Annotated in this window: 14 protein-coding genes; 6 read left to right on the top strand and 8 right to left on the bottom strand. The window is 62.8% G+C overall.

Translation table 11 applies throughout. The annotated features are described in order from the left end of the window. Positions 1-2: 2 nt before the first annotated feature. Both ACE10X_RS28735 and ACE10X_RS28730 read right to left on the bottom strand, forming a co-directional pair. Entirely contained in the window at positions 3-290 is a 288-nt protein-coding gene (locus tag ACE10X_RS28735) for a hypothetical protein (protein WP_157788014.1), read from the bottom strand. A 90-nt stretch (positions 291-380) separates the two neighbouring features. Continuing rightward, complete coding sequence (locus ACE10X_RS28730; RefSeq protein ID WP_304557755.1) at positions 381-1,724, bottom strand: PLP-dependent aminotransferase family protein; 1,344 nt, start codon at positions 1,722-1,724, stop codon at positions 381-383. Positions 1,725-1,904: 180 nt separating this feature from the next. Between ACE10X_RS28730 and ACE10X_RS28725 the strand changes: the two genes are divergently transcribed. Both ACE10X_RS28725 and ACE10X_RS28720 read left to right on the top strand, forming a co-directional pair. Next, complete coding sequence (locus ACE10X_RS28725; protein WP_038385513.1) at positions 1,905-2,141, top strand: DUF1127 domain-containing protein; 237 nt, start codon at positions 1,905-1,907, stop codon at positions 2,139-2,141. Positions 2,142-2,435: 294 nt separating this feature from the next. Further along, complete coding sequence (locus ACE10X_RS28720) at positions 2,436-4,976, top strand: bifunctional diguanylate cyclase/phosphodiesterase (RefSeq protein WP_038385512.1); 2,541 nt, start codon at positions 2,436-2,438, stop codon at positions 4,974-4,976. Positions 4,977-5,413: 437 nt separating this feature from the next. Here the strand turns inward: ACE10X_RS28720 and ACE10X_RS28715 are convergent, their stop codons facing one another. Together ACE10X_RS28715 and ACE10X_RS28710 are read right to left on the bottom strand one after the other, a co-directional pair. Beyond that, on the bottom strand, positions 5,414-6,103 hold the full coding sequence (locus tag ACE10X_RS28715) for an LssY C-terminal domain-containing protein (RefSeq protein ID WP_375763203.1): 690 nt from the start codon (positions 6,101-6,103) through the stop codon (positions 5,414-5,416). Positions 6,104-6,528: 425 nt separating this feature from the next. Further along, positions 6,529-8,289 carry an adenylate/guanylate cyclase domain-containing protein gene (locus tag ACE10X_RS28710; RefSeq protein WP_038385510.1) on the bottom strand — a complete coding sequence of 587 codons (1,761 nt, stop codon included), beginning with the start codon at positions 8,287-8,289 and terminating at the stop codon, positions 6,529-6,531. Between the two features lie 336 nt (positions 8,290-8,625). On the opposite strand from ACE10X_RS28710, the gene ACE10X_RS28705 reads away from it, so the two are divergent. Beyond that, the gene (locus tag ACE10X_RS28705) at positions 8,626-9,480 is read left to right on the top strand and encodes a Bug family tripartite tricarboxylate transporter substrate binding protein (protein WP_375763202.1); all 855 of its coding nucleotides are present in this window, start codon (positions 8,626-8,628) and stop codon (positions 9,478-9,480) included. A gap of 185 nt (positions 9,481-9,665) precedes the next feature. On the opposite strand, the gene ACE10X_RS28700 is transcribed toward ACE10X_RS28705, so the two are convergent. The 4 genes from ACE10X_RS28700 to ACE10X_RS28685 all read right to left on the bottom strand — a co-directional run bounded on the left by ACE10X_RS28700 (position 9,666) and on the right by ACE10X_RS28685 (position 14,746). Beyond that, a complete protein-coding gene (locus ACE10X_RS28700) occupies positions 9,666-9,836 on the bottom strand; it encodes a hypothetical protein (RefSeq protein WP_157788013.1) in 171 nt (56 codons plus the stop codon). 210 nt (positions 9,837-10,046) lie between these two features. Continuing rightward, positions 10,047-13,295 (bottom strand): AMP-binding protein, encoded by a 3,249-nt coding sequence (locus tag ACE10X_RS28695; RefSeq protein ID WP_080583389.1) that lies wholly within the window; start codon positions 13,293-13,295, stop codon positions 10,047-10,049. Between the two features lie 327 nt (positions 13,296-13,622). Then, positions 13,623-14,048, bottom strand: a complete 426-nt coding sequence (locus tag ACE10X_RS28690; RefSeq protein WP_038385508.1) for a universal stress protein — start codon at positions 14,046-14,048, stop codon at positions 13,623-13,625. A 155-nt stretch (positions 14,049-14,203) separates the two neighbouring features. Beyond that, a complete protein-coding gene (locus tag ACE10X_RS28685; protein WP_038385507.1) occupies positions 14,204-14,746 on the bottom strand; it encodes a histidine phosphatase family protein in 543 nt (180 codons plus the stop codon). Positions 14,747-14,840: 94 nt separating this feature from the next. Here ACE10X_RS28685 and ACE10X_RS28680 point away from each other — a divergent pair, with 94 nt between their 5' ends. From ACE10X_RS28680 to ACE10X_RS28670, 3 genes are all read left to right on the top strand, one after another. Then, on the top strand, positions 14,841-16,337 hold the full coding sequence (locus ACE10X_RS28680; protein WP_304557756.1) for an FAD-binding oxidoreductase: 1,497 nt from the start codon (positions 14,841-14,843) through the stop codon (positions 16,335-16,337). A 76-nt stretch (positions 16,338-16,413) separates the two neighbouring features. Further along, positions 16,414-16,914, top strand: coding sequence for a peptide-methionine (R)-S-oxide reductase MsrB (gene msrB, locus ACE10X_RS28675; protein ID WP_038385500.1), 501 nt, complete (start codon positions 16,414-16,416; stop codon positions 16,912-16,914). A gap of 183 nt (positions 16,915-17,097) precedes the next feature. Continuing rightward, positions 17,098-18,930 carry a flagellar hook protein FlgE gene (locus ACE10X_RS28670; RefSeq protein ID WP_038385499.1) on the top strand — a complete coding sequence of 611 codons (1,833 nt, stop codon included), beginning with the start codon at positions 17,098-17,100 and terminating at the stop codon, positions 18,928-18,930. Positions 18,931-18,957: the final 27 nt, after the last annotated feature.

Below are 18,957 nucleotides of genomic sequence, written 5' to 3'. Positions count from 1 at the left end.
CTCTATGCCTTGTGCTCTTGAGCATCCCGCCGGCTCTTTCCAACGGCAGCGTAGGCAACAAGCACGATCCGCTTGATCACAATCACGTCGACAATCTGCCGCCCGACGTGCGGCGATACGTTGCCGGAATTTGCAAGGGAATGCCTGTTGCGCATCACGACTTTGCGACCTACTCGCCGCAAGAAAATCGCTGGCGGATCAACCTCGAATATCTGCAGTGCGGCGTGATCGGGGAGTATCGCAGAGGCAACCAGTGCATGGATGTGGACTTCGTAGCCGAGGGCGCGCATTTTCGTCTCGTGAGAAAGACGTATGCGGCCTGTGGCTTTTGATGCTCTGGCGCGATCACTGGAAATAGGCCGCTTCGGAGTGAACGTGCGTCACTCCGTCGAGTCAAAATCCTCCTCGGTCGCGCTCAGCATGCCTGCGAGAGTCCGCAGGCCGAGGTCGAGTTGCTCCATCGGCGGTGCGGCGAGCGCGAGCCGCACCGCATTGGGCGCGTGCCCCGGCGTGGCGGCGAAGGTCGTCGACGGCGTCAGCGCGATGTCGCGGCGCGCCGCGGCGGCGACCAGGGTCTGCGAGCGCCAATGCGGCGGCAAGGTCAGCCAGAGATGATAGGACTTCGGATTGGTCTGGATTTCGAAATCGGCCAGATGCTTCGCCGCCAGAAGCTGGCGGCGGCCGGCATCGATCCGCTTCAGCCGTGACAGTTCGGCGGCGGTGCCGTCGGCCATCAGCCGCTGCCCCGCGGCGAAGGCGTAGCCCGACGCGGTCCAGCCGCCCGAGCGCACCGCGGCCATGATGCTCTCGCGCAGCCGCGGCGGCGACACGATGAAGCCGAGCGCGAGGCCCGGCGCGACCTTCTTCGACAGGCTGTCGAGCACGATGCAGCTGTCGGGCGCAAGCGCGGCGAGCGGCGCCTCATCGTCGAGGAAACCGTAGACGCCGTCCTCGATGACGACGAGGCCGAGCTTCTCCACCACGCGCAACAGCTCGGCGCGGCGCTCGGGCGGCATGGTGATGCTGAGCGGGTTCTGGATCGTGGGCTGGACGTAGATCGCGGACAGATGCGCCTCGCGATGCGCTTTCTGCACCGCATCCGGTCGCACGCCGTATTCGTCCATCGCGAGCGGCACCAGCGAGATGCCGAGCCGCGCGGCGATGCCCTTAACGAACGGGTAGGTCAGCGCCTCGACGCCGCAGCGTCCGCCAGGCGGCACGACGGCGGCGAGCGCGGCGGCAATGCATTGCCGGCCATTGGCGGTGAACACGATCTGGTCGGGATTCGGCGTCCAGCCCTTGCGCGCCAGAAATTCCGAGGAGATGGTTCGTGCCGCCCGCGTGCCAAAACTGGTCGCGGGCCGCAGCGCGCCCTCGAGCACCTCGGGCCGCTCCAGTCCTTCGAGGCTCTTGGCGATCATCGTCGCCTGGTGCGGCAGCAGCGGATAGTTGAACTCGAGGTCGATGCGGGCGCCGCGCGGCTCGGTCGGCGCCGCGATGCCGCGGCGTGCCTCGCCGGAGACGAAGGTGCCGCGGCCGACTTCACCGACCACCAGCCCGCGCCGCAACAGCTCGGTGTAGACCCGGCTCGCCGTCGAGACGGCGATGTTGCGGTCATAGGCGAAATGACGCTGCGGCGGCAGCCGGTCGCCCGCCTTCAGCGCGCCGCTGGCGATCTCGGCGGCCACCGCATCCGCCAGCTTCAGATATTCGAACCTCGACATTATTGCACCGAGAGCAATGTTTTACTTGCTCCGAGCAATGTACCGGATCATTTAAGGGGGAACAAGCCCATGATTGCACCGAGGAGAGCGCAAGCAATCCGAGGTCCCGACGGCGCAGGCGCTGAAACAGCATTTGTGTCAATGGCGTAGCTTTGTCTATGGGCAGCGAAGGAGATGACAATGTCAGCGATATCCTCAGCCGCCGCAGGGCCCGCGCGGTCCAGCATGTTGGGCGGATTGCTCCGATTGCTCCGAGTGTGGGGCGATGCACTCGCGACCTATTGGGTGCGCCGCGAGGCGATCAAGACGCTGCGCCAGCTCGATGATCGGGCGCTGCGCGATATCGGACTCTCGCGCTGCCAGATCGAGACCGCCGTCACCGGCGACTTCGACCTCGAGCTGGTGCGGATCCGTTAAGATGCCGGTGCGGCGCTAAAGCATGATCCGGAAAAGTGCGAAGCGGTTTTCCCTCGCGACAAACGCGGGACGCGTTTGCGCGGAGATCATGCTCAAACAAAGAGCTAAAGCGCGATGACGATTCAACCCAATCACATCGCGCTTGAGGGCCGGGCGCCGACTGCCGGTTGCAGAATTCACCGAAACTACACCAAAGAAGCGGAAGAACCCCATCTCCTCACCGCCGTCGCTCCAAGGTTGTGACGCTCTATGCTAGCCTGTTAGCTGCGTACGCTAGCGTTGAGTTGGGGACCGATGGCCGCTCGCAAATTGTCGCAAGGGCAGGCCCCGACCCGGGAAGCGCGTCGCCGCTGGCATGAGGAGCGATCGCTGCGCTGTGCGATCCGGTTGGCCCGCATGGGCTACTGGGAGTCGCAGAGTGCCGCCGCGACCGATCTCTGGATATCCCCTGAGCTCGCCGCATTCTACGAATTCGAGACCGCCGACGGCTACATCCCCATCGCCACGGTGCGCGAGCGCTACTTGCCTGAAAGCCGGAAGCTTCTGGAGGCGCATTACGCGGCCTGCTGGGCGGAGGGGCGGCCCTATGCGGTGCGGACGAGACTCCGCGGTCCCGACGGCAGCCTGCTCGACTGCGTGGTGCATGGCGAGCCGGAATTCGACGCGCGCGGTCAGGTTCGACGCGTGTCCGGCATTGTCCGCGACGTCACGGAGGAGACCTCCGCGCTGCGGCGCCTGGCGGAGAGCGAGCAGCGGCTGGCCGATTTTGTCTCTACCGCCTCGGACTGGTGCTGGGAGAGCGACGCCGAGCATCGGCTGCTGCCCTATCCCAAATCGCTTGCCGGCAATGCGGCGTTCCAGACCGTGGCCGCCGGCAGGAAGGCGCGCTGGGAACTGACTTATGCGCCCGAGGATGGCGAGGCCATGGCGCGGCACCGGGCCGATATGGAGGCTCATCGCCCTTTTCGCGACTTCACCTATACGCTGATCGGCAAGGACGGCTCGCGCGTCAGTATCTGCACCAGCGGCAAGCCGATCTTCGCCGATGACGGCAGCTTTCTCGGCTACCGCGGCACCTCCAGCGACATCACCCAGCTCAGGGCGGCCAAGGCGCTGCTCGACCAGCGCACGCGGGCGCTGGAGGAGGCCCACCGCCTCGGCAAGATCGGTACCTGGAGCTTCCGGCTGGAGAGCGGCCGCACGATCTGGGCGCCCGAGCTCTACCAGCTTCTCGGCTTGCCCGACACGTTCGAGCCGACCGATGAGAACATGAGGCCCTATTTCCTGGACGGCGATGCCGACCGCTTCCGGGATGTGCAGAAACGGGTGCTGCGCACCCGCCGGACCGAGGCCATGGACCTGCGCATCCTGCACGCGGACGGCACGGCACTCGATCTGGCGGTGATCTGCAAGGCGGAGGTTGCCCACGACAACGTCGTCGGCATTATCGGCACCGTGCAGGACGTCACCGAGCGCAAGGAAGCCGAGCGCCAGCTCGAGCAGCTCGCCTACAGCGATCCGTTGACCGGCCTTGCCAATCGTGCGCTGTTCACGCGCCAGCTCGCCGCCCTGACCGAAGGCTGCTCCCACGGAGGCCGGACTGGTGCGCTGCTGCTCATCGACCTCGATCGCTTCAAGGAAGTCAATGATTCCCTCGGCCATGCCGCCGGTGACGAATTGCTGATCAAGGTGGCGGCTGCGTTGCGGCAGGACCTGGGACCGCGCGCCTTCATCGCCCGGCTCGGCGGCGACGAATTCGCCGTGCTGGCGGATGGATGCGACACGTCCGACGCCGCGCTGACCGGGCTTGCCGATCGGCTGATCGGCAAACTGTCCGGCCCCGTCGATCTCGCCGAGGGCGAGGCCTCGGTCGGCGCCACCATCGGCATTGCCCGCCTGCCGGAGCATGGCGCGACGGCCGAGACCGCCGTGCGCAACGCGGACCTCGCGCTCTACATGGCCAAGGAGGCCGGGCGAGGGCGGGCGCAACTGTTCGAGCCGGTCTATGCGCAGGCGGTCGATGAGAGGCTCGATCTCGGCCGCCATCTGCGCCACGCCGTGGAGGCCGGCGCCCTCGAGGCCCATTACCAGCCGCAGGTGGACCTGAGGACCGGTCGCGTCACCGGCTTCGAGGCGCTGCTGCGCTGGGCCCATCCCGAGCGCGGGCCGATCTCGCCGGCGGAGTTCATCCCCATCGCCGAAAGCTCCGGCCTGATCGTCGATCTCGGCCTGTGGGTGCTGCGCGAGGCCTGCCGGCAGGGCCGCGCCTGGTTGGATGCCGGGCTGCCGCCGCGCTCCATCTCGGTCAATGTCTCGCCGGCGCAGATCTGGAGCGTGGATTTCGAGACCGCGGTCTCGGCTATCCTGGCAGAGACCGGCTTTCCGGCGGAGCTGCTCTGCCTGGAGCTGACCGAAAGCCTGTTCGTGGACCATACCGAGCAGCGGATCAGTCGCACGCTAACGGCGCTGTCCGGCTTGGGCGCCCGGCTGGCGCTGGACGATTTCGGCTCGGGCTATTCCTCGCTCGGCTATCTGACGCGCCTGCCTTTCGACTGTCTGAAAGTGGACCGGGCTTTCGTGGATGGCATTTCCACCGCGCCGGAGAAGCGCAAGCTGCTCGGTGGCATCATCGCCCTGTCGCACGGGCTGGGCATGACTGTCGTGGCGGAGGGCGCCGAATTGTCCGCCGAACTGGACGTGCTCGGCGGGCTCGATTGCGATGTGGTGCAGGGCTTCGTGTTTTCCCCGCCGGTCGCCGCCGGCGAGGCGCCGCTGGTCGCCGCCAGCATCGAGCGCGAGGCGCGCCGGATCCAGCCAAAACGGAATCGCCTCTAGGCAAGCATCGCTTTGACAGCATTCTTTTGCGCATGGCTTCGCCCTCGATGGTGGCAGCTGACCAATTCGCTCGCTGTGTACTCACACACCGGAGTTGGGCGGGGGGCGCTTGACGCCCGCTCTCACCTGACAGCGGCGAGAAGGCGGACCTCGCCGGAGGTTCGAGAAGGGCCGACAACAGACATGGATGTCGATAGCGGAATCTTCGCGGCGAGGACGCGGCCCACCACAGTTATTTTCATGAAACAGCGAAACCGGGCTCGCCTGGTTGGACAGTTTGGGGGATAGCAGAAAATCTTGGCTTTAACGTCAATCGTCGTTTCCAACCAGAATCGCCAACGTGATCTCGCCATCGGTAATGTAGTGATTGACGCGTTCGGCGAGAAGATTTTCCCCGGCCCGATAGACTTTCACCGCTTCGATGGTTCGAATCCTCTTCAACTCACCGACAATATGATCGCGCTCTGCATTCGTATCCGAATCTGTGGCGTGGGTGATTGAGTGAGGGATAGGCCGGTGTCCCTGGTGCCAGCTCCTATCCAAAGAACGCATTCGTTTTCTGGCGGGCGTTCGGTGTTTAGCCAGAAATCTGCTGTTCCCCAGGTTGCCTGGGCACGCGTTTGACTCAAAGCCCAGAACCGTACGTGGTGGCGCTTCCGCGGGCTGTTATCGATCGCCTTTTGAAAACCGATGTCCTGGCCCCGCCCGAAAAGATGGAGGGTGCTGAACGGGGCGGTGGGGTATGGAGTATTGAGCACAAAGGCTCGGACCATGCCCCATGAACTGGCTAGACTAAGCCGATCTGCCTCCGACCAGCCGAGCGCAGCGAAGGCCCCGCGAAGCTGCTGGAGCGTGCCGACGAGCACGACGTTCACGGGATCTCCAGGCAGTCCGTCGCCCGTAATCGTGTAACTCGGCACACGTTTGCTTTGCAGAATCTTCAAGCCCATCCGAATGGCACGTGGCAAAACGATATATGCGGCAATTCCGTAGGTCGCACTGACCGCCAGGATCCAAGGTAGCCTGCGGTCCGCAGTTTCAAAAACAACAAACACAATCAACCAGACACAGAAGATTCCCAATCCAAAGATCAGCACACGCTGCACGAGAAGCTTGAGCAATCTCATGATCCTGCACGGCCTCGTTGAAAGCCCCTCAGTCCAACAGCGTTCCCTGAGGGGACCGGATTCAGAAAGATACGTCTGTATTGCTGTTTGGACAAATTTCTCGTCTCGAAATCCTTGGGAATTCCAAGAACAGGTCGGACAAGCTCCCATTGAGTAGCGACGACAATCGAAGTCGCCTTCGGGTCACAAGGTGAAGAACTCGATGTGAGCACAATGCGTCGGCTTTCGGGTGCATAGCGACCAATCGCCGTCGGTCAGCGCCTCATTGAGTCTCACTGCCGAGTCGTGGCTCCGGCGCCTGACCGAAGGAACAGAATCATGCACCACGAACTCTCCGACGATCAATGGACTGCCATCACGCCGATGCTGCTCAGCAAGCCGCGTGGACGGCGGGCTGCTGTCTTGCCCCCGCGCATTCGCCGAGACTATGCTGGAAGGCCGGCCTTTCGCAGCCCGTCAACCAGGTGCTCCAAATCTTCGGCGCGTTTGAGAATGGATACCTGCTGCTGGGTGCCGCTGATGCTGTATCTTGGATTTAAGCGTAGAACCTCGTTTGCCTCTGCACGAGCATCTTCCATTCGTCCCAGCTGAGCGTACGTCGCAGCCAGGAAGGCGTGGCCATACTGGTGATTGGGCGCGCGGCTAATGGCTTCGGTCAACCAATGTTGGGCATCGTGGTATTCTTTGAGGTGGTAGTGAGCTACGCCGACCATCAACGGCGCAAAATGCGGATGGAATGGATCAAGGCGCATTTGCAACTTGGCGATGGCAATAGCTCTGGTCGGCTCTCCCACCGAGTAAAATATTTGCGCGAGGCGGTAATCCGCGAAATTGGGGTTTAGCGCCAGCGCTCTTTCGGCGGCGCCAGTCGCTGCGTCGAAGTCACGCTTCCGGATGATGTTATAGCCCAACTCGGCATAGGCTTCGGGCAGGCTCGGATTGTGGGCAATTGCCGTGCGCGCCAATTTGATGGCCAGGTCAAGGATAGTCGGGCTCAAATATTCATCATTCAGCGGATTGAGCCAAGCCACCCGGTGAGTGCTGGCCAGCATTGTATAGCAACGGGCATATTTCGGATCGATGGCCAGCGAATCTGCGAGGTGCCCTCGTGTCCTCAATAATTCCGCCATTTGCCACGAGGACTGGAACGCTATCCACGCCGCACTTGCGCGCATGTAGTGATCGTAGGCCTGCCAGGTCGCGGGCGGCTTGAGCAAGGTGCGTTCAGCTTCCGCCATGTTCACATGCGCGACCAGAATTGCGGCGATCGTCCGCGCCACGTCGTCCTGGATCGCGAATACATCCTTTAACTTCTGGTCATAGCGCTCGGCCCAGCGGTGGACGCCATTTGCAGCATCAATCAGCTGCGCCGTGATCCGAACTCGGTCATTGCCCCGACGAACGCTACCCTCCAGAACATAGCGCACGCCGAGTTCTCGGCCCACCTGACGCAAATCAACCGCGCTGCCCTTGTATCGAAAACTCGAATTGCGTGCGATCACGAACAAGTCCGAGAAGCGGGACAACTCGGTGATGATGTCTTCCGAAATTCCATCCGCAAAGTACTCCTGCTCCGGATCGCGACTCATATTCTCAAAAGCCAGGACGGCGACCGATGGCTTGTCGGGAAGCGCAAGCGCCGGTCGCGCCGGAGCGTTGCCGAACGACACGCGATAGACCCGCACCGGCCGCGCAATGTTCTTCAGTTGATGCTCGCCGCTATCTTCGAATTCGACGTCAAGCTTGTCCTGCGTATCTTCGCGCACGCGTTGCGATACACAGATGTCGCCCGGCTCGCAAAGCGCCTCGAGCCGAGCCGCAACATTTACCCCGTCCCCAAAGATATCGCCGCCTTCTATGATGATGTCGCCGGCATTGATGCCAATGCGGAACTGGATCCGCTTTTCAATTCGCACATCGGTGTTTCGGGTGATCATGCCGCGCTGTATCGCAACGGCGCATCGCATCGCGCCGACTACGCTGGCAAACTCCACCAAGATTCCGTCCCCGGCGCTCCTGATGAGCCGCCCGCCGTGCTTTTCGATCTCGGGATAGAGGAGCGCAGACAGATGTTCGCTCAGCCGGGCGTGCGTACCCTCCTCATCAGCACCCATTAGGCGGCTGTAGCCAGCCACATCGGCCACGAAAATAGCACTCAGTCGCCGTTCGACACGGTCTGCGGCCATAAACGTTCGCCCTGATCCGATCCGATCTTTAGTCAAAGTCTATTGTCAGAAGAAGGAGGTGTCTATCGGGCTCCGAACACCGGTGTCCTTCAGATAGTGCCAGCCCGCGTGCAGATAGTGCCAGCCCGCGTGCGAGCTTGGCGAGATCGACCCCGGTATCGAATTCTGCCCGCTTCGATGGCGAACCGCGTGCGAGGTACGGACGGATGGGCGCGCCCGCAGCGCGCCGGAGAGCCAAGCCGATCAGATGACGTTCTTTCGGAGGTTGCGCCCTCTAAGGGAACGTGGTCCAGTTGTCCTTGAAAATCGCGATACCCGGCGGAAAGGAATCAGCGAATGACGAGATTCGCGCCGCTTTTTCTCGCCGCGCTTGTCATGCTCTCCAGTCCCGCACTTCCGAATGATGGACAGATTACATTGGTTGTGGGATTCGCGGCAGGGGGAACCTCTTCAACCGCGGCCAGAATCGTGGCTGAAGCAGCCGAGCAGATGGCGCGAACGTCGACGATCGTGGAAAATCGACCTGGCGCAGGAGGGGCGATAGCGGCGGATTGGATCCTTCGGCAAAAGGGGACTCGAACGCTCTTGTTCATGTCCTCCACGTCGTCGCTCAGAACGTCACCCCAAAGCGGGCTCGTGCCGATCGGAATTTTGGCGACCTTCTCCTACGTTGCTGTCACGAGAAAAGACGCTGCCGCGCATCTTGCTGAATACATGCAGACGGCCTCGCGCGAGGAGAAATATCGCACCGTAGCCACCGCAGGAGCCGGGAGCATTCCCCATCTGATAGGCACAAAGCTTTTCAGTGACTACGGAGTGCCGATGGTGCACGTGCCGTATCAAGGGTCGGCGCCGGCGATCCTCAGCGTCCTTGGGGGGCACGTCGCGGTTGCGATTGTTCCTTTTCCGGACTTTCTCCCGTTTCAAGATTCGCTTCGCATTCTTGCACAAACCGGCAGCGGGATTGAGACAGAAGGATGGGTCGGCATCTTCGCTCCGCCGGGAACATCAGCGGAGGAAGTCTCCCGACTCTCAGAGATTGTTCGGCAAGCATCGCAACGTTCTCAGGAGAAACTGCAGAATGTCGGATTTAAGCAAGTATGGCGATCCGGTGCAGAGGCACGAGCGATGCATGAGAAAGATTACACCCAGTGGACGCCGATACTTAAGGTGCTCGGAATTCAACCCTGAGACGGCCGCGACGGTGGCCGGCCATGACGTGACCGGGGGCTTCACACCCCGCCGTCCGGAGCAGCGTCGATTTTACGTGTCCTTGGTTAGGCCCTCCGCTGTCTTTTCCGCATTCGGCGGAGCCCCTGCACGGATGAAGCGCGGAGACCAGGCTGCAGCCTTGTCGGGCGCTGACGGCCCGGGCGCTAACGGCGCTTTGATACTTTCTGGACCGTTTTGAGCGCTTGATTGACGCCCTTCAGCGATTCATTGACCCCCTCCAGTTGCGCTTGCAGAGCATCCCTGCGCTTCTGTAGGTCCTTCAGCAGTGCTTTCTTTTGCGCCGCGGTCAATTCCTCAAAGTCGATGAGATCCACTGCAAATCTACACATCGCCGCCTCCAAAGTGGCAAAACTAGATTTGATTAATCCCTTGTCCAATACACGGCTGAATTGTCGACAATTTCTAGTGGATAATCAAGCGGGATGATACTCGGCTCCGACGAATTCTGGGCGAGCTTGCGCGCGGCGTGCCGGCACAAAGCGTTGCACTTTTGGCACCGGCTTGGTGCGACTGACCTGATCGTTTCAAGGATCAATCAATCGGCCAAGCTGCGCGTTGGGGTTTGCGGCCGCATTGGCCAGGATTGCAGTGTAATCGGCAATCCAATTCTGGACGGTGCTTGGCTCGAACAAGTCGTCCTTGCGCCCGCATATGCCGGTCATTCCCGACGGGGTGTCCTTGAGGGTCATCGAAAGCCAAGCGCGATCAATCGGCATGGCAGACCGTTCCTCCTGGTAGCCGAACGGGCGAACCGTCAGATCGGGCAGCCCGAGCGCTCGGCGGAACGCAACCTGGAGAACGAAATAAACTTGAACGAGTGATGCCGGGCACAGGCCGGTTTCTTCCGCCAGTCGGCTGGCAATGATATCGAATGGAAGTTCTTGTCTGGCGTGAGCCTCCAGGACGGCCTCGCGCACGCGATTGAGCGCTTCGCCAAAGGTCAGATCGGCATCAAGTTGGGTGCGGATGATCGCGGTGTTCGCGAACGGACCGATCACGCGTTCTGTCCGGAGTTGAGACCGATTGGCCATCAAGGTCGCGACGCAAATGTCGTTGCGCTCGCTCCGGAGCAGCAGCAGGGTCTTGAAACCGGCGAGTAAGCTCATGAACAGCGTTGCGCCCCGGTCACGGCTCATGGCGCTGAGCTGCGTCACCAGATTGTTGGATATTTGAAAAGGCTCCTGGACAACGCGCGAGGTCAATTCACCTCCAACGCTGCTTTTCGGGGCCGCAAATGGGGGTGAAGCTTTGTCGAGGCACCGCTTCCAATAAGCGAACTGTTTGTTTGCTTCCTCAGTGCCGGACCACAAACGCTGCCAGCGAGCGAAATCGGAAAACTGAAGCGACGGTTCGGGCAGTTGCACCTTTGCACCGGAAATCGCAGCGGCATAGATCTTCAGAAGCTCTTCCATGAAGATTGCCATCGACCAGCCGTCGATGATGATGTCGTGCATGACCAGAAGCAAGACATGGTCCCTGGCATCGAGCCGGAAGATATAGGCCCGGAACAGTGGCGCATTGTTCATGCCGATCGGCGCCAGGGAGCTCCGTTCGGCTTCCAACTTCGCCTTTACCAGCAGAAGTTCCTTGGCACGGGTATCTCCGGTATGCGCCGGGGCTGCATAATCCTTCACAGCCAGGATTGATCTGACATCGACGTCCGGCACGACGCGAGCGAGGGGGACCTCATTCTGCCAGATAAACGCCGTGCGCAGCATGTCATGCCGACGCACAACCTCGGCAAGGCTCCGCTCGAGCACGGCAATGCTTAGTCGGCCCTGCAATCGATAAGCGAACGGCAGGTTGAACTGGGGTAACCCGGGTAATTTTCGCTCGATGCGTAGCATGCGCTCCTGCACGATGGAGATTGAGTGCGCGCCATCGGCATCAGCGGGCGAGATCTGCGATGGCGGATCGTGCGGGCGCGCCAACGAGCCCTCTTTTGATGATTCAAGGCGAAGCGCAAGCGCCGCAACGGTCGACGAATTGAAGATATCCTCGAACGACAGCACGATGCCGAAGCACTCTTCCACACGCAAAATCAACTGGGTCATGGCAAGTGAATCCACGCCGAACGCGAAGACATCCTGATCAACGCTGATCCGATCGATGTCCAGGATGTCCTTCCAGATACCGGCCAATTGACGCTCCAATTCCGAGCTGGGCGCAACTCCTTTGCCGTCGTCCTTGATTGGTCGAATCTTTGAAAAGCCGGCCGCAAGTTCATTGCGCTTGATCTTCCCGCCGGGGCCTTTCGGAATCTCCGGTACAATCACGACGAGGCCAGGGACCTTAAACCCGGCCAGGCGTCCGCGGGCAAAGTCTCGGAGACTCTGTACGCTCACCTTTGCGTCCTGACGCAGCACGATAGCGGCGGCGACGTCCGCGCCTAGTCGCTCATGGGGAACAGGGAAAACAGCGGCTTCGATCACAGCCGGGTGGCTCAGCAAAGCGCCCTCTACCTCGGCGGGGGCAACCTTCTGGCCGCCCCTATGGATGATCTCCTTGATGCGACCGACGATAAAGAGATACCGGTCGGCGTCCAGGTATCCGAGGTCGCCGGTCCGGAACCAGCCGTCCTGAAATGCGGACGCTGTAGCGGCGGCATCATTGTCGTATCCCCTGGTTATGGTGGGACCTCGCAGCGCGATCTCTCCACGTTTGCCGGATGGCAGGCGACGGCCGCCCCTGTCCAGTATCCCGATCTCCGGGCCGGCCGGCCGGCCGACTGAACCTCGCTTTCGCCGCTGCAAGGGATTAGCAGCGATCTGGGTCGCGGCCTCAGTCATGCCGTAGGTGTCTATAACGGGAACACCAAACAGCGCTTCTAGTCCGTCGAGCACTTCCGACGACAGAGACGTCGAAGCCGAACGAACGAGCCGCAAGGAGGACTGCTGCGCAGCCTGCCTGTAGGGATCCGCCGCCGCCAATAATGCGCGATGGATTGCCGGTACCGCCGTGTACCAGGTTGGTCGGAACTCCGTCAGCCAGCCGAAGAACGCTGTTGCATCGAAGCCAGGCGGACAGACCGTACTGGAGCCTGCCGCAAGCGCGGCCAGAAGTCCCGAGATCAAGCCATGCCCATGAAAGAGAGGCAGTACGCCCAGCAATCGGTCGCGAGCCTCCAGCTCCAAGGCGGCGCCAACGTTGTCGGCCGACAGACAGACGCTCGCATGGGTCAGAGGGACCGTTTTGGGCCGCGACGTGCTGCCAGATGTCATCAGGATGAACGCGTCGTCAGCGCTGGACGCAAACTCGTCGTCAACCAGGAGCTGCGGTGCCCGACCGGCAACACTGAACGCGCCGGCTCCCTCGTTCGGCCGAATCGACACATCGATCACGGGCAAGCCCTGGATTTGGGCGGCGCGTCGGCTGGCCGAATTCAAGTCAGCGTGCGTCAATAGCGCCGCCAGCTGCAATTCGCCGAAATAACGCTGGTATTCATCGCAGGTGAACCCCGGATTGAGAGGCACACAAACCGCGCCGGCCGCAACCGTGATCGCCGCTACTGCAGCCTCTGGTCCGTCCGGCAACACGACCGCGACCCTGTCAGTTCGGCGCACGCCGACGTTCCGCAGCCCGAAAACCACTTCATTTGCCTGCGTCCATAGCGCGCCATACGTCATCGGGCGGCGCGCCGGGGCCAGAATGGCATAGCGCTCCGGCGCAGTTTCCGCATGGTCGGCGAGGAGGTCTCGAACGCACGGAAAGGGGCGTCTCCCGGCGCTCTTGCGTGCGTTACCTTTCCGCAATTCCTTGACAATATTCGACAACGCCGCCCCTCTTCGTCAATGTCGCTCCGTATACTGAACTGGTGAAGTCAATTCCCAGAACCCTCAAACACATCGAAGACGAGAACACGCGGATAGCATCGTCGGGCAATCGACCGCGGGCGCCTCGGCCGCGCTCAGGCAAGTTGCCCGTTCTGACAGTGTGGGGAGGGGATATATGCATAATTTCGGAATATTAGAAGAATACCCCTGAGTTGCCCGACGTGTCAAGTTGCCTGGTCGACCCCGGCAGCCGCCGACTCCTTTGCATGGGGTTGTTTTCGATATTTTGGCAGCGCCGCCTGCGACGGCCCCATAACTCATCCCGCTCTAGTGCCGCACCACCAGCACCGAGCATTTGGCGTAGCGCACCACGTGGCCGGCATTTGAGCCGAGGAAGTAGGTGCGCATCGCCGGGCGGTGCGAGGTCATCACGATCAGGTCGGCCTTCATGGTCGCGGCCTCCTCGAGGATCTCGTGATAGATGCCGCCCTGGCGGACCACGCCGGAGATGCGTCCGGGCGCGATGCCGGATTCGCGCGCGACGATCGCGAGCGCTTCTTCCGATGTTTCACGCTGCTGGCTGTCGAAATCCGCCGGCACATATTCGGCGAGCATCACCGGCGTCATCGGCAGCACGTTGAGCAGACGCACCGTCCCGTTCCATGTTTGCGACAATGTTGCAGCGGTTGCGATCGCCGGCTTCGCCAGATCGGTGTCGGCGAGGTCGATCGGCACGAGAATGGACTTGTACATCTGCGCCTCCTGTCCGCGATTGGTCTGGAGCCGTTTGGTCCCTGTGCCGGGACGCGCGCCTTCTTGTTCTTGAAGTCGTTCTGTATCGACGCGAACCGGTCCCCCTGTCGCGCAGACGTCAATATAGCACGGCGGAGCGGCGCTGTCCGCTTGCGTCAGCTGCGCGAGGCTTGCTTCAACAGTTTGGGGCTGACGAACAGGACGAGCTTGCCGCGCCGGAACGAGACGTCGTTCCAGTCGTCGGTTGCGAAGTCGAAGACGGCGAGCCCCGAGGTCGGCAGATTGTCGCCGAGCGCGCGCTTTGCGGCCTCGTCGCCGCTGCCGGTCAGCGTCAGCGCGAGCTCGTGCATGCCGGGATTATGGCCGATCAGCATCAGCCGCTTCGGATCGGTGACCGAAGCCATCCGGATCGCGGTCAGCAATTGCACCGGATCGGCGCCGTAGAGGTCCGGCACGAATTCGACTTTCGGCGCAGGTCCGGCGCCCTTCAGCGCCTCGCGCATGATGTCCCAGGTCTGCGTGGTGCGGACTGCCGGCGAGACCAGTGCCAGATTGGGCAGGGGTGGATGACGGGCGATCCAGCCGCCGATCTCCGCCGCGTCGCGGTGGCCGCGCTCGTCGAGGCGGCGGTCCTGGTCGTGCCCCGAAGGCGCGTCGTGTTCGGTCTTGGCGTGACGCAGCAGCAGCAAACGGCGCATGGACTTCCATTCTCGATTCGGTCAGGTCGAATTAATCTACAGGCTCATGCCCTGGACAAGGTGACAAGCGCCGCAGCGGTTCGTAAGAAACGCCATGAGCGAGAGTTCCACAAGTGCGGCAGACGGCCCCGATCAGGCGGACTCGCCGTTCGGCGACCGTCTGGCGTTTGACCTCGACGTCGACATTTGCGTGGTCGGGGCCGGGCTGGCCGGCCTGACCGTGGCGCGGGAGGCGGCGCGGCTCGGTGCGAGCGTCGCGGTGCTCGAGGGCCGCCAGATCGGCTGGAACGCCTCCGGTCATCATCTCGGCACCGTGATGCCGGGATTCGGCCTGCCGATGACAGATGTGATCGAGCGCGTCGGCCTCGACGATGCCCGCGAATTGTGGGCATTGTCGAAGGAGGGCGCCGATTATGTCCGCGCCACCGCTACCGAAGATTTGATCCCGGGCATCAAGCCGAGTGATGGCGCGCTGGAAGTCTCCAATGTCGATGTCGGCGAGGCGCTGATCCGCCGCCTGCAGACCCTGGGCGAGGATTTCGCGACCGAGGTCGAGGGCTGGCAGGTCGATCGCGTGCGCAGCGTGCTCAGGACCGGCCGCTATTTCCACGGCATCTATTATCCGAAGGCGTTCCAGATCGATGGTCGCAAATATGTGCATGGCCTCGCCGCGCTGGCGATGCTGGCGGGCGTGCGGATCTTCGAGGAGACGCCGGTCGTCAGCATCGATTTCTCCGGCATCCGCAAACGCATCGTGACGCCGACGGCGCGGCTGCGCGCCAACCATATTGTCCTTGCCGGCAACATCCATCTCGGCGCGCCGTTGAAGCGGCTGTCCGATACGCTGCTGCCAGTGTGGCGCTACGCGGCATTGACCGAGCCGCTCGGGGAGCGGCTGGCGGAGACCATCGCCTTTCCCGGCTCGGTCGTCGACAGCAACGGCATCGACCATTTCCGTGTCGTCGATGGCGATCGGCTGTTGTGGGCGAGCCCCGAAACCACCTGGGACGCACGGCCGAAGCGGTTCGGCACGGCGGTGCAGCGCCGCGTCGCCACGGTGTTTCCACAACTCGGCAAGGTTCCGATCGCGGAGATGTTCGGTGGCGCGGTCGGCGTCACCGTGCATGGCATGCCGCAGATCGGCCAGTTGCGTCGGGGCCTATGGGTGGCGAGCGGCTTCGGCCGACAGGGACTCAACACCTCGGCGCTCGCCGGGCAGTTGATCGCGCGCAGCATCCTGTGGGGCGACGACCGCTGGCGGCTGTTTTCGCCGTTCGAACTGGTCTGGGCCGGCGGCACTACCGGCCGCGTCGCCGGTCATTTCGTCAGCCTGTGGGCGAGGGGGGCCTCGTCCGTGGCCGGTGTTCTGGCGCGCTACCGCGAGGGTGCACGTGCGAAGGAGCGCCTGCGCGAGGCGCGGCTCGCCGCGGCCAATCTCAGGGCGGGAACCCGGGGACCCGCACCCCGCCGTCCGCCCCCGTCGGCCGTGCGGCCGGCGCGGCCGCCCGCGCCCCCGCCGATCGAGGACGGCGAGGCGCCGTATCCGGATGCCTCGCAAGAAAGTGAGCGGATCTCCGACGGGCGGATGTAACGTCCGCCGGCGGGGTTCGTATCTCTTGACGAACCTCGGGCACGCCCTCCTGAGCCGTCCGCACCGGAGATGATTGATGATCGATCGCCGCATCCTGCTTGCTTCCGTCGCCGGCCTGTTCGGCCTTGCCGCCTTTCGCTGGCTGCGCGCCTCGCCGGCGCAGGCCGCCGAGAAATTCGAGATCGAGAAGACCGACGCCGAATGGCGCGCGCAACTGACGCCGCAGCAATACGAGATCCTGCGCAACCAGGGCACCGAGCGGCCGGGATCCAGCCCGCTGCTCAAGGAGCACCGCAAGGGCACCTTCGCCTGCGCCGGCTGCGACCTGCCGCTGTTCTCGTCCGAGACCAAGTATGAGAGCGGCACCGGCTGGCCGAGCTTCTGGAAGCCGCTGGACAATGCGGTTGGCACGACGTCGGACCGCACCTTCGGCATGGTGCGCACCGAGGTGCATTGCCGCCGCTGCGGCGGTCATCTCGGCCACGTCTTCGACGACGGCCCGAAACCGACCGGGCTGCGCTACTGCATGGACGGTTTTGCGCTGGTGTTTCACCCGGCGGCGCCATCCGCGACCTGACATTCCTTCCCGGCAATTGTTGCCGCTCCCGGCAAATGTGCCCCGGTCGAACGACCGGGGCATTTTTTTCAAGCGGATGATTTTGTTACGTTTTGTTTCGTGGCACGACCTTTGCGACATGCTCCGCCGATGCGGCCATTCCTGTGATTGCCAGCCGCCGGGAATCGAATTGGAGAACATGTCATGGGTATCTTCGGCGCTCTCACGACGGCTGTCGGTGGCTTGCGCGCGGGGTCTTACGCGCTCGAAAACATCTCCGGCAATATCGCCAACTCGCAGACCACAGCCTTCAAGCGCATCGATACCTCATTCCTCGACCTCGTCCCGCAGACCGCGCTGACCGCGCAGCTCGCCGGCGGCGTCACCGCGCAGTCCCGCTCGACCAACTCGGTGCAGGGCGACGTGCAGTCGGCGTCGGTCGCGACCTTCATGGCGATCAACGGCAACGGCTTTTTCGCGGTGCAGAAGCCCGGCAGCTTCACCGACGGTGCGCCGGTGTTTGACGGCGTCGACCGCTATACCCGTCGCGGCGATTTCCAGCTCAACAAGGACGGCTATCTCGTCAACGGAGCCGGCTACTATCTCGAGGGCGTGCCGATCGACCCGACCACCGGCAACCCGGCGGGCTCATCGCCGCAGGTGCTGCAGTTCAAGAACGACTTCCTGCCGGCGCAGCAGACCACCAAGATCGACTATCGCGCCAACCTCGCGTCCTATCCCTTGACCACCGCGCACGACACTTCGGTTCCCGGTTCGGAGCTGATCCGGCCGGGCGCGTTCAGCAGTGGAAATAATCCGTTGGTGCTGGGCACGCCGGCTGCGCCGTACACCGATTCCACCATCACCGGCACCGCGCAAAACAACAAGGCGACGCCGTCGGTGGCCATTACCGCCGCGACCCTGCTTTCGGGCGCAGCCGGCACCGATTCGATCAATACCAACTTCAGCGCCGGCTCTGCCGGCCCGCCCGTCGTGCCCGCCGACACGATCACGGTCAACGGGACCGTCATCACCTTCGTGGCTTCGGGGGCGACCGGCAACCAGCTCAACGTCACCGACAGCATCGGAACGCTGCTCGCGAAGATCGACTCGATTACCGGTACCACGACGTCATCGACGATCAGCGGCGGCAAGATCTCCTTGCACTCCGGCAAATTGGCCGACCTCAACGTGACGAGTTCGAACTCGACCGCCTTCGCGGCGCTCGGCTTCACCGGCTCGGCGGTTGCGGTTCGCGGCGGCGGCGGCACGGTCGGCACCGGCCAGGTTGTCGGCAACGACAACTCGACCTTCCTGAACGAATCCGTCTCGGGCGGCGCCGTCACGGCCTACGACGTGTCGGGCGCGCCGGTGAACCTGCAATTCCGCTGGGCCAAGACCGACAGCTCCTCGCTGGGCAGCGGACATACCGACACCTGGAACCTGTTCTATCAGGTCAATCCCAACGCGACCGGCACGCAGGTCTCCTGGCAGAACGTCAACGTCAACTTCACCTTCGCCTCGAACGGCCAGATGTCGCCGGCGATCTCCTCGGTGGCGCTCACCAATGCCGTCGTCAACGGCGTGTCGCTCGGCAGCCCCGTGATCAATTTCGGCTCCGGCGGCGTGACCCAGTTCGCCGACGCCAACGGCAACGTTCAGGTCAACCAGATCCAGCAGGACGGTTTCCCCGCCGGCCAGCTGCAGTCGGTCAGCGTCTCCACCAACGGCCGCATCGTCGGCAACTACACCAACGGCCGCAACATCGACCTCGCCGAAATCTCGGTGGCGACCTTCAACGGCACCAACTTCCTCAAGCGCATCGACGGCGGTGCGTTCGAGGCGACCGACGAGTCCGGCGCGGCGCTGTTCGGCAAGGCCGGCACCATCGTCGGTTCCTCGCTCGAGAGTTCGAACACCGATATTGCCGACGAGTTCACCAAGCTGATCGTGACCCAGCAGGCCTATTCGGCGAACACCAAGGTGATCACCACAACCAATTCGATGGTGCAGGATCTCCTGAACGTGGTGCGCTGATCGCATCGTTGCTGCACGTGTGAAGAA

Source organism: Bradyrhizobium sp. Pha-3 (genome assembly GCF_042258325.1).
In the GTDB taxonomy this organism is placed as follows: domain Bacteria; phylum Pseudomonadota; class Alphaproteobacteria; order Rhizobiales; family Xanthobacteraceae; genus Bradyrhizobium; species Bradyrhizobium elkanii.
Note: the sequence above shows the minus strand (reverse complement) of the source record. Positions and strands in the feature narration are given on the sequence as shown.